This is a genomic window from Microbulbifer epialgicus, from assembly GCF_041447265.1.
In the GTDB taxonomy this organism is placed as follows: domain Bacteria; phylum Pseudomonadota; class Gammaproteobacteria; order Pseudomonadales; family Cellvibrionaceae; genus Microbulbifer; species Microbulbifer epialgicus.
Genome location: NZ_JBGMEK010000017.1, coordinates 68,195 through 84,524 on the forward strand (window position 1 = coordinate 68,195; position 16,330 = coordinate 84,524).

The 16,330-nt window shown below is 52.9% G+C and carries 12 protein-coding genes; 10 read left to right on the forward strand and 2 right to left on the reverse strand.

The features are described 5' to 3' along the window. Window positions 1-33 precede the first annotated feature (33 nt). The 4 genes from ACCI49_RS09865 to ACCI49_RS09880 all read left to right on the forward strand — a co-directional run bounded on the left by ACCI49_RS09865 (window position 34) and on the right by ACCI49_RS09880 (window position 7,753). Window positions 34-1,278: a TonB family protein gene (locus ACCI49_RS09865; RefSeq protein WP_371838793.1), complete on the forward strand. Its 1,245-nt coding sequence runs from the start codon at window positions 34-36 to the stop codon at window positions 1,276-1,278. 181 nt (window positions 1,279-1,459) lie between these two features. After that, on the forward strand, window positions 1,460-3,523 hold the full coding sequence (locus tag ACCI49_RS09870; RefSeq protein WP_371838794.1) for a M13 family metallopeptidase: 2,064 nt from the start codon (window positions 1,460-1,462) through the stop codon (window positions 3,521-3,523). 184 nt (window positions 3,524-3,707) lie between these two features. Further along, window positions 3,708-5,594 (forward strand): MFS transporter, encoded by a 1,887-nt coding sequence (locus ACCI49_RS09875; RefSeq protein WP_371838795.1) that lies wholly within the window; start codon window positions 3,708-3,710, stop codon window positions 5,592-5,594. 284 nt (window positions 5,595-5,878) lie between these two features. Further along, a complete protein-coding gene (locus ACCI49_RS09880) occupies window positions 5,879-7,753 on the forward strand; it encodes an MFS transporter (protein ID WP_371838796.1) in 1,875 nt (624 codons plus the stop codon). 75 nt (window positions 7,754-7,828) lie between these two features. Here ACCI49_RS09880 and ACCI49_RS09885 read toward each other — a convergent pair whose 3' ends face one another. Further along, on the reverse strand, window positions 7,829-9,760 hold the full coding sequence (locus ACCI49_RS09885) for an FTR1 family protein (protein WP_371838797.1): 1,932 nt from the start codon (window positions 9,758-9,760) through the stop codon (window positions 7,829-7,831). 170 nt (window positions 9,761-9,930) lie between these two features. Here ACCI49_RS09885 and ACCI49_RS09890 point away from each other — a divergent pair, with 170 nt between their 5' ends. The 6 genes from ACCI49_RS09890 to ACCI49_RS09915 all read left to right on the forward strand — a co-directional run bounded on the left by ACCI49_RS09890 (window position 9,931) and on the right by ACCI49_RS09915 (window position 15,611). After that, window positions 9,931-10,410, forward strand: coding sequence for a glutathione peroxidase (locus ACCI49_RS09890; RefSeq protein WP_371838798.1), 480 nt, complete (start codon window positions 9,931-9,933; stop codon window positions 10,408-10,410). Further along, a complete protein-coding gene (locus tag ACCI49_RS09895) occupies window positions 10,407-10,892 on the forward strand; it encodes a MarR family winged helix-turn-helix transcriptional regulator (protein ID WP_371838799.1) in 486 nt (161 codons plus the stop codon). The genes ACCI49_RS09890 and ACCI49_RS09895 overlap by 4 nt, the downstream gene beginning before the upstream one ends. 404 nt (window positions 10,893-11,296) lie before the next feature. Further along, window positions 11,297-12,832 carry a 2-isopropylmalate synthase gene (locus ACCI49_RS09900; RefSeq protein WP_371838800.1) on the forward strand — a complete coding sequence of 512 codons (1,536 nt, stop codon included), beginning with the start codon at window positions 11,297-11,299 and terminating at the stop codon, window positions 12,830-12,832. Then, the gene (locus ACCI49_RS09905; protein WP_371838801.1) at window positions 12,833-13,597 is read left to right on the forward strand and encodes a uracil-DNA glycosylase family protein; all 765 of its coding nucleotides are present in this window, start codon (window positions 12,833-12,835) and stop codon (window positions 13,595-13,597) included. Then, window positions 13,594-14,070: a ribosomal protein S18-alanine N-acetyltransferase gene (gene rimI / locus ACCI49_RS09910; RefSeq protein ID WP_371838802.1), complete on the forward strand. Its 477-nt coding sequence runs from the start codon at window positions 13,594-13,596 to the stop codon at window positions 14,068-14,070. The genes ACCI49_RS09905 and rimI overlap by 4 nt, the downstream gene beginning before the upstream one ends. Window positions 14,071-14,228: 158 nt before the next feature. Then, the gene (locus ACCI49_RS09915) at window positions 14,229-15,611 is read left to right on the forward strand and encodes an MATE family efflux transporter (protein ID WP_371838803.1); all 1,383 of its coding nucleotides are present in this window, start codon (window positions 14,229-14,231) and stop codon (window positions 15,609-15,611) included. A 147-nt stretch (window positions 15,612-15,758) separates the two neighbouring features. Here the strand turns inward: ACCI49_RS09915 and ACCI49_RS09920 are convergent, their stop codons facing one another. Beyond that, window positions 15,759-15,935 (reverse strand): hypothetical protein, encoded by a 177-nt coding sequence (locus tag ACCI49_RS09920; RefSeq protein ID WP_371838804.1) that lies wholly within the window; start codon window positions 15,933-15,935, stop codon window positions 15,759-15,761. Window positions 15,936-16,330: the final 395 nt, after the last annotated feature.

Sequence of the window (16,330 nt, forward strand, 5' to 3'; positions counted from 1 at the left end):
CTGTAAGTCCGGATAATCAGACACCGTAGAACAATGAAACCGATAAAAATTGTCTTCTCACTTTTGGTGTTTACACTTGCTGTATCTGCGAAAGCTGCACCACTCCTAAACGGTCTTGCGCTCGAACAACAATTCAACAAAGAGCTCTACATCGCCGCCATCTATTCAGAAAATCTTTCCGACGATTCCGCAGCTCTGCTCAACAGCGACTTGCCGCGCCGGCTGGAAGTTCGAGTTCTGGCCAATAGCCTGCCCGCACGCCGGTTCCGCAACCAGTGGATGGAGAGCATCGCCATCAATAATCGCAGTGACACCCTGAGCAGCCAAGCTGAGACCATGGTGACCTTTGCCAACCTATTCAAAGGGCGTTTTTTACGCGGGGACCAGCTGGCTATCGACTACGCCACAGATACCGGCATTACTACCGTGACGTTAAACGGAATTACTCTGGGCGAAATCAACGATCAGGACTTCTTCAACACCCTGATGCGCGCATGGATTGGCCCCGTGCCACCATCCACAGACTTCCGCGACGGCCTGCTCGCCGGGGGTGATATCCCCAGTGGCTTGCTCACCACTTTTGAAGCGCTCGAGCCCAGTAGCGAACGTATCGCCGAACTGCAACTGAAGCAAATTGGCCAGGAGGAAGCCCTTGCCGCCGCCCAGGAACCGGAAAAGGAAGAGGTATTATCCAAGCCGACACTGGCAACACTTGATCTCGCCCCACCCACAATGACCCTGGCGCCAGCTGCTGCTGATACTTCGGGGGTTCTGCAGGTAGCGGAAGAGGCGGCCGGGGCAATAGCCCAGGCAGAAACAGCAGATACCCTGATACAGCCTGAAGATGAATTACACCAGCTAGCGGGTACAGATAAAGCCGAGGCAACCCAACTGGCTGCTATCAGCTCTGTAGAAAAGCCGGCTACCGGTATGGAGGAAGTACTGGAGGAGGAAGAGGAGGCTCCGCTCACCGCAGATATGATCCTCGCCCGCCAAATTTTCCACTCCTCCCTGCTGCGTCATACTTTCAGCCATATTCGTTACCCCAAGCGCGCCCAGGAGCGTGGCCAGGAAGGTAGTGTACGCTTGAACGTGGTCATTAATTCCTCAGGAGAAGTGCAAGAGATACAGACAGTACAGGATTCCCGATACGGCACCCTCAACCGGGAGGCCCGCGCCGCAGTCGAGCGTGCAGCTCCCTACCCCCCCGTACCGTCGCAGCTCGGCAGCGAAGGTTTCAGCTTCTCGCTGCCAATTACCTTTAACTTACCCGATTAAGTCGCTATCTTCCCGAAAGCCTCACATTGTGGGGCTTATTCATTAACTGGAATATTCACCCCGCACCGCAATCTATCGCGACCAATCCCCCGCTAAACGCAGCCGCTCTTGCCCAGGCTCACTGTCACCTCGTACCATGTAGGTTTTATTCGACCGATGAAAATTTAGCCAATAGAGCAATATGAAAAAACTATTATTACCAATCGCTATCGCAGGCATCCTCACGGGCACTCAGCTATCCCTGACGGCCCAGGCCCACGGCGGCTCCGACCACCACAAGACCGTAACTCAGCAGGAGCTGTTGTCTTCTGGTATTGACCTCAGTGCTATGGACACCAGCGTGCGTCCGCAGGATGATTTTTTCGCCTATGTTAATGGCACTTGGCTGAAGAATACTGAAATCCCCGCCGATAAGTCCCGCTGGGGTGGCTTCTCAATCCTTCGAGACAAGAGCACCGAGCAAGTCAAAGCGCTGATTATGGAGGCAGGTGAAAACGCCGGTAGTGCCGACGCCAAGCAGATTGGGGACCTCTACAACAGCTTTATGAATGAAAAGCTGATTGAGAAACGAGGTCTGTCCGCGATCTCCTCTGAGCTCGCCAGGGTCGATGCCATCGAGTCCCGCAAAGACCTGACCGATTTTTTCGCCTACGCCGATATCGCTGGCTATAACGTGCCTTTCGGCGGCACCATCTACCAGGATCTTAAACAGGTCGAAAACTACATCACCTTCCTCTGGCAGGCAGGCCTAGGGTTGCCAGACCGCGACTACTACTTCGAGGACACCGAGAAGAGTAAAGAGCTGCGCAAGGCTTATAAAGAATACCTGATACGAATCCAGGAACTGGCCGGTCTCGAGAATGCCAAAGCCTTCTCTGGCAAGATCTTTAAGCTGGAAGAGAGCCTGGCTGAGCACCAGCGGAGCCGCCTGGACAACCGTGACCCAGAGAAGTATTACAACAAGAAGTCTGTAGCGGAATTGAAAAAGTTGATGCCCGCCGTGGACTGGGACAGCTACTTGGCCAAAGCCAAGCTGACCAAAGCCGACGGCTTTATTGTCGGTCAACCCGAATATCTGGAAGCCGCCAATCAGATTATCCTCGACACCGATATAGAAACCTGGAAACGCTATTTGAAGGTCAAGGTTATCTCCGCCATGGCCCCGTATATGCATAGTGAGCTGGCCCAGATCCACTTCGACTTTTACAGCACCACCATCCACGGTGTAGAGCAGATGGAACCCCGCTGGAAGCGCGGCGTGCAGTTCGTAAATGGCTCTGTGGGTGAACTGGTTGGCAAGCGCTACGTGGAGAAACACTTCCCGCCGGAAGCCAAAGAGCGCATGATCATCCTTGTAGAAAATCTCAAGGCCGCTTACCGTGAATCTATCCAATCCTTGGAGTGGATGGGAGAGGACACCCGTAAACAAGCACTGTTCAAACTGGAAAACTTCACCACCAAAATTGGCTACCCAGAAAAATGGCGCGACTATTCCGCCCTCAAGGTGGACGCCAATAACCTGGTAACCAATGTGCTGGCCGCCAAGCTGTTCGAAGCCAGCTTCGAGCGCAATAAGCTGGGCAAACCGATCGACCGTAACGAGTGGGGCATGAGCCCGCAGACCGTCAACGCCTACTATAACCCGGCGATGAACGAGATTGTCTTCCCGGCAGCGATACTGCAGCCCCCTTTCTTTAATGTGAACGCCGATGATGCGGTGAACTACGGCGGTATCGGTGGCGTTATCGGCCATGAAATCGGCCACGGTTTTGATGACAAAGGCAGTAAGTTCGACGGCAAAGGTTACCTGAATAATTGGTGGACCGATTCCGACCGCACAAACTTTGAAAACCTCACCAGCAAGCTGGTCTCCCAGTACAACGCTTTCGAGCCATTGGAAGGTGAGCACATTAATGGCGAACTGACCCTGGGTGAAAATATCGGCGACCTGTCCGGCCTGGGCATAGCCTACAAAGCATACAAGATGTCCCTAAATGGTGAAGAGGCTCCGGTGATCGACGGATTCTCTGGCGACCAGCGCGTATTTATGGGGTGGGCCCAGGTGTGGCGCAGCAAGATGCGTGATAAGGCACTGAGCGGCCGTATGAAGACCGATACCCACTCACCCGCCGAATACCGGGTACAGGGGGTGCTGCCCAATATCGAAGCATTCTACGAGGCTTTCGATGTCAAAAAAGGCGACGGCATGTACCTACCTGAAGAAGAGCGGGTAAAAATTTGGTAACAGCCTTTGCCCTCACACCGGCCGTCCTTTGCGGCCGGTTTCCTTCCCCCAACAACTTATTCTGCCACCAAGCCCTCTACCCCAAAGCCCGCTACATGCCATCCATTTCGTTGCCACTGCATGCTGGACAACTCAATACCCCTTTGGCGTAAGATAGATGGCGCGTTTAGAAGAGTAAACATCTATGGCCCATCGCACCCAGTTCCAACTGCTCAGCAGTCGCCGTTTCCTGCCTTTCTTTCTCACGCAGTTTCTCGACGCCTTTAACGACAACGTCTATAAAAATGCACTGATTGTGATGATCGCGTTTCGCCTTGTGGAAAGCCAAGCCAATGCGCTGATTAATATAGCTGCAGGTCTGTTTATTCTGCCTTTTTTTCTCTTTTCCGCCTCTGCCGGACAACTGGCAGACAAGTTCGACAAAAGCCGCCTGATCAGACTGATTAAACTGGGGGAGATCTGTATTGGTGCGCTAAGTGTCACAGCACTTTACAGCGGTAATAATGTATTTTGCCTCGCAGTGCTCTTCCTGCTGGGTGTGCAATCCGCATTTTTCGGCCCGGTAAAATATGCCATTCTCCCCCAACACTTGAAGCGCTCCGAGCTGGTTGGTGGCAATGCCCTGGTGGAAATGGGTACCTTTGTAGGTATCCTCACCGGTACCATCGTTGGAGGACTACTGGCGGGGCTAACTGGCCAGGGTGAACACGGGCTGTTTTATTTGGGCCTGATCATTATGGGAGCTGCCACTTTTGGCTACTTGGCCAGCTGCGGTATTCCGCTCGCTCCAGCGCCGGCACCAGACTTGCGGGTGAACCCCAACCCATTCACTCAGACCACCAATATACTACGCAAAACCGCCAAGACCCCTTCGATTTTTTACGCCATTATCGGCATCTCCTGGTTCTGGTTATTGGGCGCGGCCTACCTGACCCAGATACCCAGTTTCACCAAGAATGTATTAGGTGGCGACGAGTCCCTCGTTACCCTGCTGCTATGTACCTTTACCATCGGCATAGCGTTGGGCTCACTACTGTGTGAGCGCATGTCCGATGGCCATATTGAACTGGGCTTGGTTCCCTTGGGCGCCGCCGGCCTGACCATTACCGGTATTGCTCTTTTTATTGCCGGTGACCGCTTTACAGAATTGCAGCAGGCATCACTAAGCGCATTTCTAAGCAGTGACGGTGCCTACTCTATCTTTAGCTGCTTAGTCCTGATTGGTATATTTGGCGGCCTGTACATAGTGCCGCTTTATGCGATGATGCAGGATCGCTCAGAGCCGGAGATCAGGGCACAAATTATTTCGGTGAACAACATTTTAAATGCGTTGTTTATGGTGATCTCGGCACTTCTGGGTATTTTCTTCCTGAATGTGCTTGAAGTCACTATTCCGCAGTTTTTCCTGGTGATCGCCCTAATGAACGCCGCCGTGGCTATCTTTGTATTCACTAAAGTGCCTGAGTTTGCCATGCGCCTGTTAATCTGGATGCTCTCCCACACTATATACCGGGTAAAGCATGAGGGGCTGGAACAGATTCCAGCCAATGGCCCAGCACTTATCGTATGTAATCATGTTAGCTATGTGGATGCACTGCTGTTAGCTGGTGCAGTGCGCCGCCCTATTCGCTTTATCATGTACAAGCCGATTTACGAAATTCCGGTACTGCATTTTATTTTCCGTACCGGACACGCCATTCCCATCTGCTCTAAGCTAAAAGACCCCGAAGGCTATGAGAAGGCATTCCAAGACATTGAGCAGGGCCTCAAGGACGGTGATCTCCTGTGTATTTTTCCGGAAGGTCAGCTGACAAAGGACGGAAAAATCCAACCTTTTAAAGCGGGAATTGAAAAAATACTGGCACGCACCCCAGTACCGGTTATCCCCATGGCCCTGCGTGGCCTGTGGGGCAGCTTTTTCAGCCATAAAGATGGCCATGCATTTACCACTTGGCCACGGCGCTTTTGGTCCAGGGTCAGTGTTGTGGCCGGCAATCCTATTGAGCCGCCTGAAGCGAAGGCGGAAACTCTGCACGATGAAGTCCAGGGGCTACGTGGAGAACAACGATAATCTGATACCCCGGGGCCTGGAAATATCGCCGGGCCCTATCCTCCCTTCAAAATGACAGGAAAGTTGGAGAGTTGACCCTGTGATTTTTTGCTAGCGCTTGTTCATTTTCAGTTAACCCAAAACCATCAAGCTGAAACCAAACTTATCCAGCTTCTCTACAGCCACCGCCCGGCAAGGTGCTAGCATTCCTATATCCGGTTATCCTCGTTTTGCCACCAAGCTCTGGCATGTTGGCACACTGTTTCGCGAAGAGCCGATGAGCTAAACCTTCAGGGCGCGCATCAATGGCTCAGCAGAACCAATTCAAACTACTCTATAAGCGCCGATTTTTACCGCTGCTGCTCTCTCTGACTACCGCGGCCTTCAATGATAATCTGTTTAAAAATGCGCTTCTGGTCATGTTCGCATTCCGCTTGGTGGAGAGGGAAGCCAACATCCTGATCAACCTTGCCACCGGTTTCTACATACTGCCCTACTTCTTGTTCTCAGTAACCGCGGGACAGCTGGCAGACAAATATGACAAAAGCCGTATTATTCGCCTTTTAAAACTGGCCGAAATTTTTATTGTTTTGCTCGGCGCTTACGCCCTGCTCAACGATAACCGAGCGTTAAATTTCTCTGTACTTTTCCTTCTCGCGACGCACACAGCAATTTTTAGCCCAGTGCAATACGCTCTTTTACCACAACACTTGAAACGCGCTGAGTTAATGGGTGGCAATGGCCTTGCGCAGATGGGGTCTTTTGCCGGTGTACTCTCGGGCACCATAGTTGGCACCCTGCTTGCCGGCTACACAACACCCGGCGAACCCGGCCTGCTCTTTTTAGGCCTGATCATGGTTTTGGTAGCAGTGTTTGGTTACCTGGCCAGCCGCGCCATCCCGGTTGCTTCGCCCTCGACACCAGAATTGCGCATCGACTGGAATCCAATATCCCAGGCTTGGCGTATTCTGCACCGGACCATGAAAACCCCCTCAGTATTTTACGCAATTATCGCCTGCTCCTGGTTCTGGCTGGTGAGTTCCGCCTACCTGGCCCAGGTGCCTAGTTTTACCAAAAATGTCTTGGGCGCCAGTGAACCGGTAATCACCATTATTCTCTGCTGCCTTTCCATTGGGGTCGCGGTAGGGTCTTTGATGTGTGAGAGACTGTCCAGGGGCCGCATTACATTTGGCATAGTACCCATCGGCGGACTGGGCATGACCATCGCCGGTCTGGGATTAGGTCTGACAGCCACGGAGTTTCAAACCCTATCAGGAGCATCAGTGGAAGAGTACCTGCAAAGCGACGGCGCCTATGCCATCCTTATATACACCGCACTTCTGGGCATTTTCGGCGGAATCTACATTGTGCCCCTTTACACAATCATGCAAGACAGAGCGGAAAAAACTGTGCGGGCTCAAATCCTCTCTATTAACAACGTAATCAACGCCTTCTTTATTGTCGTAATCTCACTGTTAAATGTTGCATTCCTAGAGGGGCTAAAACTCACTATTCCACAGCTTTTTATATTGATCGCACTGCTGAATGTCCTAGCAATGCTTTTCCTGTTTATAAAATTACCCGAATTTGTCGTACATTTACTGACTTGGTTGGCGTCTCATTTGTGGGCACGCACATCCAGTGAGAACCTGGAGCATATACCGGAAAGTGGTGCAGCCCTGATATCCTGTAGCCCTGTCGACACCCTCGCGCCTCTTTTGTTAATGGATACAGTACCGCGGCCAATTCGATTTATTCTGCCCAGGGAACTCTATGAGGCACCTTTTCTGCGCTTTGTTTTCAAAAATTACGGTGTTGCCCCGATTATTTATGAAACAGAGAATGATTGCGAAATAACATCCGGAAGTATTGAGCAGGCAGTGTTAAACGGAGAATTACTCTGCTACTTTGCAAATAACTCGGAGAGATATAGTTGCAACCCTCCTCAAGAGGCGGGGGAGGAAAATGTCGAGTCATGCACGGCACTTCCGGTATTACCCATACTCTTAAAGGGGCTGGAAAGAAATACAGAGAAGAACACTCCTACGGCAGCCTCCCCTTTAAAGCGCCTTCCTTTCACAAGGGTCCATATCAAGGTCGGGGAGCCAGTCCTAATCAATGGCATAAAGAGTGGCGCTTTGCACTATGAGCTTTCTCAAATGTACAAACGTCAACCCTGACAAACTCATGATGTATCTGGGGGAAAGTGGAGTAAGAAGAATGCCCACCAGAATCAGCGGGCACCCCGATAATATTTAAGCAGCCTTTGCCGTGCCCCCCTCGGGGCCTCTGCCTTTCAGAATTAGCCACAGAGCGGCCACCAGGATAACTCCCTGTAGGCCAATACCTTGCCAAGTAGAGTAAATACCCAGCCAGTCAAAACTAAACTGTACCGGCAGCGGAGAAATACCTATCCAAGCCGCCTCTTGCAATGCTGCAATCGCTTTTCCTGCGAGTATGAAAGACAGAGCCAACAGGATAAAAGTCGTTGCAGAGAAGAACTTGCCGATAGGCAGGCGGGCAGAGTAGCGCACCAGAGCGAAGCCTACTATGGAGAGCAGAGCCACACCGGCACCGATACCCGCCCACAGGGTATTGTACTGACTCTCAGAGGTCTGCGTCAGCAGGGATTGGTAGAACAAAATAGTTTCAAAAATCTCGCGGTACACGGCGATAAATGAGAGACCGGCAATACCCCACAAAGCACCAGTGCTCAGGCTGCGGTTGATGCTGTCCTGGATATATTTCTGCCACTCATGTGCCTGGGTCTTGCTATGCATCCAGAAGCCCACATAGAAAAGCACCACGGCTGCGAGAAGGGCCGCCACACCTTCCATTACTTCGCGGCTGGCACCGCTGATCGTAACCACACTCTGGGCTGCGACCCAGGTGGCAAATCCGGCAGCAAATGCGCCGATCCAACCGATGTGGACAAATTTCAGCGCGTCACGTCGCCCGGTTTTCACCAGAATAGTGGTCAGTGCAAGTACAACCAGCAGAGCCTCAAGCCCCTCACGCAAGAGAATCAACAGGCTGGCCACAAAGAGGGTTACTCCAGACAAGTTGGAATCCTGCAACAACGATTCAGCGCGATCCAACTGCTGCAGAATCACGCCTACCTGAACCTCAACCTGTTGCGGGTCGCTGCCAGCATTCAGTTGTGCACGCAGGCCCAGCAACTCACGCTCAGTGGCCAGGCGCAGATCCGCATCCAGAGAATCCAGGGAGTTCTCCGCCATTTCGAAACCGTCCAGGTATGCACTGATCGCCAGAGTACGGGCATTGGCGTAATCACCCTGCCGGTAGGCTGCCAGAGACTTTTTGAGTTGTGCACGGGCAACTTCAATCGGCGCATCCCCCCGAGCCTGGTCAGCGGGGAAAAGCGCACCCGGATTTGCACGTAATGCAGCTACTGCTGCAGTGGAGACTTCGGGGCGATCATTACGCAGCACCTGCGGACTGTACATAACCAAATCCTGTAGGCTTGGCTGGGTACCTTCGGCAGTGTCAGCCTCACCGGCAAACGCCAAACCACCCACATAGAAAGCCAGGGACCACCGCTGGTGCTCATTCAGATTATGGAAGGCGGTCATTGAAGTGCCATCAATACCATTACTGATGGCATCATAAAGCCCCAACAGAGAGCGATTTTCAGCGCGCTCGCGCTCGTGGAAATTCGTAGGGGCCGGTTCCAGTTGGGCCGCCAGGGGGCCGTCACCCTTACCTTCTACACCGTGACAGGCGATACATTGGGCCTGATAAAGTGCTCGACTTTCATCGAGACTGAGCAGAGCGCGGGGTAGAGCCAGCGCCGGCGCAATAGAAAGCAACCCCTGTCGTAGCGAGGCCGTGTGCACCTGAACGTCCTTAACACTGGCTTTGCGCTGAATAGCAGCCTGCAGCGCCTGAGCCTCAGTGCGGATCGCCTGTGCCTCTGCAGACTCTGACAGCTGCCCCCCACGATCGATCAGCAGCTGGGCAAACTCCTCCATTTCAGCGTATTCATCGATGTTAATAATTTTCCCATCGGCCACCGCTTCCGGGTAATCAACACCAATATATTCCGCCATCTGCATCAACTGGCGCAGCTCCTGCTCGGAGAGGCCCGCTTGTTGAGCCTGGGCGGGGAATATCGCAATGGCCAGCAACGCCACTAACAGGCGGGCCAAATAAAGAGAGAGGCGCATGGAGAGTCCTTTTCTGTTGCTGCAAACAGGATGATTCATTTGGCGCATAATATAATTGATAACCATTCTCACAATAAAGCCTGTACTGAAACTTACTCATCAAAAGTGAGGGTTGCGATTTATATTGTGCACAACTATATTTTGAGCAATATAAATCAACGGAGCTAACCATGACCGACCTCTACTCAATCCCCGTCAAGACTGCCGCCGGTGAAACTGCAACCCTTGAAGACTACAAAGGCAAGCTGATCCTAGTCGTCAATACTGCCAGCAAGTGCGGATTTACTAAGCAGTACAAAGGGTTAGAGGCTCTCTACAACCAATATAAAGATCGCGGCCTGACTATTCTCGGTTTTCCCTGCAACCAATTTGGCAAGCAAGAGCCGGGCAATGACGAGGAAATCCAAGAGTTTTGCGAGCTAAATTTTGGCGTTAGCTTCCCTGTTTACGCCAAGTTGGACGTGAATGGCCCCTCTGCCCACCCGTTGTTTGTTGAACTCAAGAAGCGTGCGCCAGGCCTTCTTGGCACCGAGGGTATCAAATGGAACTTCACCAAATTCCTTATCAGCAAAGATGGGGAACAGGTAAAACGCTACGCGCCGAAAGACACTCCGGAGTCTCTGCAGACAGAGATTGAGCGGATGCTGTGACAGTGGTATGCGATGATGATTCTGATGAGCTGGCCCTCAACCGCCAGCTCTGCTTTGCCCTCTATGCTGCCTCACGGGCTATGACCAAGGCCTACCAACCGATGCTCAAAGACTTGAATATCACCTACCCCCAATACCTGGTTTTGATGGTGCTATGGGAGTGGGCCCAGAAAGGCGACGAAGCTGAAAAGAACAAGAGCCTCGGAGCACTAGGCCAACGCCTGATGCTCGACTCCGGCACGCTCACTCCGCTGCTAAAGCGTATGGAGCAGCGCGGCCTGGTCCGGAGACGCCGCGCCTCATGGGATGAGCGTGTCACCCTGGTGGAAGCTACAGACTCGGCCATGGCCCTAAAACCCCGAGCCAGGACCTGGGTCCAACAACAGCTGCAGCTGTCCTCGATCACCCGTGCCGAGGTGGTGGAATTACATGGCGATCTCTGGCATTTCCTGCAGAAACTTGGGAGTGAGACTGCCAGATAGGCAGGCAGAAAAAGCAACTATTTATTTCAAGTGCTTCTCGGAAGTTACCTTTCCGAGAAGCACTCCTTAGGCAAAAATTATTGCAAAACCCCAAAAAAGAAGGACAAATTTAACGATACGGAAAAAATAATACACGAAATTAGGACAAGTATTGACCATGAGATCAAAAAACATACATAATACATAAACCGATCCCACGCGGATATCGCCAGACATGAAGACTGACATTTGTACATTTTGCCAACACCACCTCGCCCTAGCTTTCTCGCTACGATTGCTACTACGCGGCATATAATTTTTCTTTCCCCCACCCCCAACAGGATTCCCCACTTTATTTGGACAGCGCATAGACAGCGGTTGAGCCGCTTGTTTAGCCTCGAAACAAATAAGGAGAACAAGCGAAAATGAGCACTAACAAAGATAAATTAGTCATTTTTGATACGACTTTGCGCGATGGTGAGCAAAGCCCCGGCGCCTCCATGACTAAAGAGGAGAAGATACGTATTGCGCGCATGCTCGAACGCATGCGTGTAGACGTTATCGAAGCCGGGTTTGCCATTGCCAGTCCAGGCGACTTCGAAGCGGTACAAGCCGTAGCGGAAGCTGTGACCGAATCCCGTATCTGTAGCCTGGCGCGCGCCGTCAATGCCGACATACAGCGTGCCGGTGAGGCCTTGAAAAAAGCCAATGCCTCTCGTATCCATACATTTATTGCCACCTCACCAATCCATATGAAGTACAAACTGCAAATGGACCCGGAGGATGTGCTGCAACAGGCTGTAAAAGCAGTGAGTACCGCACGCCAGTTTACCGATGATGTAGAGTTTTCCCTGGAAGACGGCAGCCGCTCCGAACCGGAATTTATGTACCGTATTATTGAGGCGGTCATCGCCGCTGGGGCCGGCACCATCAATATCCCCGATACTGTAGGCTACGGCGAGCCAGGCGAATACGGTGCTATGTTCCGCCGGGTTATCGAGAATGTTCCCAGCTCAGACAAAGCCATCTTCTCCACCCATTGCCACAATGACCTGGGCCTGGCTGTAGCCAATTCCCTGTCCGCAGTGATGAACGGCGTGCGCCAAGTGGAGTGCACCATCAACGGTCTGGGCGAGCGCGCCGGCAATGCCTCCCTCGAAGAAATCGTGATGGCCGTACAAACCCGCCGGGATCTCTACCCGGTGGAAACCGGCGTCGATACCAGCCAAATAGTGCCTACCTCGCGCATGGTCTCCTCGGTAACTGGTTTCCCGGTGCAGCCCAACAAGGCAATCGTCGGAGCCAATGCCTTCGCCCATGAATCCGGTATTCACCAAGACGGTGTACTCAAACATCGTGAAACTTACGAAATCATGCGCGCTGAGGATGTGGGCTGGGGACAGAACCGCTTGGTACTGGGTAAGCATTCCGGCAGGGCCGCAGTGCGCGCCCGTTATGAAGAACTTGGCATTGAGTTTTCCGACAGCGACGAATTCCAGCAAGTATTCCAGCGTTTCAAGGACCTGGCCGATAAAAAGCATGAAATTTTCGACGAGGATTTGCACTCCCTGGTGGCAGAGAGTGAAGCGCCAGTGGAGTGTTTCCAGCTACAGGACCTAGATGTGCGCAGTAAAATCGGCTGTGCCCCCCAGGCCTTTATCAGCCTGACGATTAATGGCGAATCGCACCAGACAGAAGCCATTGGCGGCGGCCCGGTAGATGCCACTTTTAAAGCCATCGAAAGCATCGTCAATAGCGGGGCCGACCTGAAACTCTACTCCGTCAACGCCGTTACTCAGGGAACTGATTCCCAGGGCTCGGTTACCGTGCGCCTGGAAAGGGACGGCCGCCTGGTCAATGGCGTCGGGGCAGATACCGATATCCTGATTGCTTCGGCACAAGCCTACATGGATGCGTTAAACTTGCTCGCCAGTAGTGAGAGTAAGAAACAGGGCGTATAAGTGAACGAGCTGCAGCGAGCGGAATATTTGTCAGTACTTGGCGTTGCCAGTTATGTGCCACGCTTCGTATTGCCGCTCGCACCCGAGCCTTGCCAAGCCCAGTTACCACCGGCAGAACCTGAGCCCGCCGTATTAAATCCGCTGCCACAATCAGCGGCACAGATTATCAGTGCCCCCGCATCGGCAGTGGGTGACGCGCGGGCCAGCTTGGCAGTTGCAGATCTCAGCGCTCTTGCCCAACCTGGCAAGGAAACCACCGCAGTAAAAGCCGCCGTAGCCACACCAGTGGCAGCCCCAAGGCAGCAAGTACAGCCTTTCGTACTCAACTGCTGGTGCATTGGCGAGGAGTTGCTGGTGGTGGACAGCCACGAACCCGGTGCTGCCCTACCATTAGGTGCCCTTTTCAACAATATTGTACGCGCACTAAATTTGCACCAGTTACCACGCCAACAGGAGCGCCTACACTGGCCTATGGCAGAAAACCGCTTCGGCCCGGCAGCGGACGCCTCCGAGGCCCGCGATACATTTTCCAGTTGGCTGGAGGCCTCCTGTGCCCGTCACCCGGTAAAGTCTGTTTGGCTGATGGGCAGCGAAGCACAGAAGTACTGTACCCCTTTGCCCCTCAATGAAGCCGTTAACAGCTGGCAAGGTATACGTATACTTGCCATGCCAAGCCTGTCCCAGTTACTGCAAAAACCCGAGCGCAAACGCAGCCTTTGGCTGCTACTATGCGAGACCTACCCCGCAGAGACAAAGGCACAATGAGCCAGCCAGCGGCCCCTGAGCTACAGCTGCGTCGCGCGGAACAAGCTGATTGCCCCGCACTTGCCACCCTCGCGCACAGCGCCCACAGCCACCCATGGAGCGAGACTCAGTACCAACAGAGCCTGGAAGATGGCCACCAGTGCTGGTTACTCAACTATGCCGGCGGAGTTGTTGCCTGCTGCGTGCTCAGCGCACTGTTTAACGAGGTGGAAATCCTTGACATAGCGGTTTCTCCCGGCTGGCGCAGGCGCGGCCTCGCTGAAACACTATTGACCTACTTGATCACAGAACTTCCCCGTGATACCCGGCGACTCCTACTGGAGGTGCGCGCTTCAAATCTCGCTGCTCTGTCGCTCTATCGCAAATTGGGCTTTTCCAGGGATGGTTTACGTAAGAATTACTATCCCACAGAAAATGGTGGCCGCGAGGATGCTGTACTCATGAGCCTCGCACTAGATGATATCGAATCGTAAGATACGTAGGCAGTGTACAAAAGCAGCCCCTTTTTCACTGCGCCAGGATAGCGTTTTTCAAGGAGCGACGACCCCGGGGCAGTGTCGCCGTCGACAATTTTAGCCGGCGGCTCCAATGAGATTACCAACTGGCCCCATCGCCTGAAAAGAGTTATCGAATGTCGCTATCGAACAGCAGTCCATCACTTCTCGAAGGCCCGGTACCCAACCATTTGCAGCGGCTGGCCCTGCCCATGGTGTGGGGCATTCTTGCCGTGATGTCCTTCAATATTGTGGACACCTACTTTGTCTCCCAACTGGGTAACGCACCCCTGGCGGCGATGAGCTTTACCTTTCCGATAGTAATGGTAATCAACAGCTTTGCTATCGGCCTCGGCGCCGGTACTTCTTCGGCGGTGGCACGAGCCTATGGAGCGGGGGAAGTACGGAATGTGCGCAGGCTGGTCACCGATACTTCGGTATTGGCGCTGCTGATATCCCTAGTCATCACTGTCGCTGGACTACTGACGATCCGCCCCCTGTTTTCCCTTCTCGGCGCCAGCCCCGAACTGCTGCCTTTAATCGCCGACTATATGGTGCCCTGGTACCTCGGCACCATCTTCGTAATCGTGCCAACTATCGCACTTTCCGCCCTGCGCGCCATAGGCAACAGTGCACTAACTGGGCGTATTATGGTTGGCGTGGCGCTGTTTAATCTCGTTCTCGATCCAATCCTGATCTTCGGGCTATTCGGCTTGCCGCGGCTGGAGTTACAGGGTGCTGCACTCGCTACTGTGATTGTACGCGCGCTCAGTTTTGGCGCTGCACTTTATTTCTTGATCCGCCGTGAACACCTCATGGCCCCACCCCAGTGGCATCTGGGCACCCTGATCGAATCCTGGCGCAAAGTACTGGCGGTTGGGCTGCCAGCAGTGCTGACCAATGTCATTATCCCTATGGCCGGCGGCGTGGTGGTAGCACTGGTGGCAGTGCATGGTGACGATGCTGTTGCCGGGCTCGGCGTAGCGCTGCGTATCGAGCCATTAGCTCTCATTGTTTTCTATGCGCTCTCGGCGGTGGTCGGGCCTTTCATGGGACAGAATGCCGGCGCTGGCAAAACAGAACGCCTGCGGGAAACCGTCAGCGTGCTGGCGCGCTTCTGCTTGGTGTTGGGCGCAGGCTTGGCGGTACTGCTGTATTTTACTGGCGAACCCATCGCGCGCTTGTTCAGTGAATCCCCAGAGGTTATCGCGGTGGCTGTCGCTTACCTGAGCCTAGTGCCCTTCAGCTATGCTGGTTACGGCTTTGTGATGTCTGCCAATGCTGCCTTTAACGGCCTCGGGCGACCGCTTCCCGCCACCCTGATCTCCTTTCTGCGAGTATTTGGGGTCTACTTACCTCTAGCCTGGCTTGGCAATCATTTATGGGGCATGACTGGATTGTTTGCCGCTACCGCCGCCTCTAATCTACTGCTCGGCGTTCTGTCCTGGTGGTGGCTACGCCACGACACCCGCCAGCGTAACGCAGAAGTGCCCCAGAGTGCGCCTCTTTCTGCGAACTGAACACCAGCTCCAATCTAATCCGGGGCCAGCGCCCCATTGCCCTTCAAAGGAAACCCACCCCACAAAGCTCCCCACCAAGAAAGGGATTACCTGCTAACCCCTGTTGCTCGAACATTGCCACACCTTTTTATCAGTAATTTCAGACGATCAGTAAGGCCGACTGTAAATGGTGTAAGTTTTGCCGCATTGGAATTCCAACTTTTCGATCTTTTGTATTGCAAAAGCAGCCGTATATTTCCCTACTAGCAAATCAGGAATTGTAACTGTTTCAATTTTCGGGAAATCAGCGATCGCTCCAGGGACTGGAGCACCAAAGGCGCGCATAAAAATTACCGCAGCAATGCCAGATCAAACACTTATCCATTTGGTATATGGAGCGGGCTAAAAATTTAAGATGCAATAACTACGTCATTCGCAGTTACGACTAGGAAAACAGAAGAATTACATAGTCGGCCCTGAAAAAAAACCAAACACTTGCCTCCAGCACGCTGTAATGAGGGTTTACGGGGCGATTCGGACTAAATCCACCTTCCAAAACGTAAGTAAAATATCCGCATTATTAGCCGGAACGGATTTGAGATCATAAAAATAGGTGAAAACGATTTTTTAGGGCACAAAAAAACGCCTCCAGCGCCCTGATCATCCATTTTCTCAAGTTCCAGGCACACGCAGCCATGAGGAGATTTATCGCATCACCCACTGTGCCTTTGAGGAAGTTT

What these genes read in the sequence shown, in the direction of transcription:
- ACCI49_RS09865 (WP_371838793.1), top strand. Translation starts at nt 34, where the DNA reads ATGAAACCGATAAAAATTGTCTTCTCACTTTTGGTGTTTACACTTGCT.
- ACCI49_RS09870 (WP_371838794.1), top strand. Translation starts at nt 1,460, where the DNA reads ATGAAAAAACTATTATTACCAATCGCTATCGCAGGCATCCTCACGGGC.
- ACCI49_RS09875 (WP_371838795.1), top strand. Translation starts at nt 3,708, where the DNA reads ATGGCCCATCGCACCCAGTTCCAACTGCTCAGCAGTCGCCGTTTCCTG.
- ACCI49_RS09880 (WP_371838796.1), top strand. Translation starts at nt 5,879, where the DNA reads ATGGCTCAGCAGAACCAATTCAAACTACTCTATAAGCGCCGATTTTTA.
- ACCI49_RS09885 (WP_371838797.1), bottom strand. Translation starts at nt 9,760, where the DNA reads ATGCGCCTCTCTCTTTATTTGGCCCGCCTGTTAGTGGCGTTGCTGGCC.
- ACCI49_RS09890 (WP_371838798.1), top strand. Translation starts at nt 9,931, where the DNA reads ATGACCGACCTCTACTCAATCCCCGTCAAGACTGCCGCCGGTGAAACT.
- ACCI49_RS09900 (WP_371838800.1), top strand. Translation starts at nt 11,297, where the DNA reads ATGAGCACTAACAAAGATAAATTAGTCATTTTTGATACGACTTTGCGC.
- rimI (WP_371838802.1), top strand. Translation starts at nt 13,594, where the DNA reads ATGAGCCAGCCAGCGGCCCCTGAGCTACAGCTGCGTCGCGCGGAACAA.
- ACCI49_RS09915 (WP_371838803.1), top strand. Translation starts at nt 14,229, where the DNA reads ATGTCGCTATCGAACAGCAGTCCATCACTTCTCGAAGGCCCGGTACCC.
- ACCI49_RS09920 (WP_371838804.1), bottom strand. Translation starts at nt 15,935, where the DNA reads ATGCGCGCCTTTGGTGCTCCAGTCCCTGGAGCGATCGCTGATTTCCCG.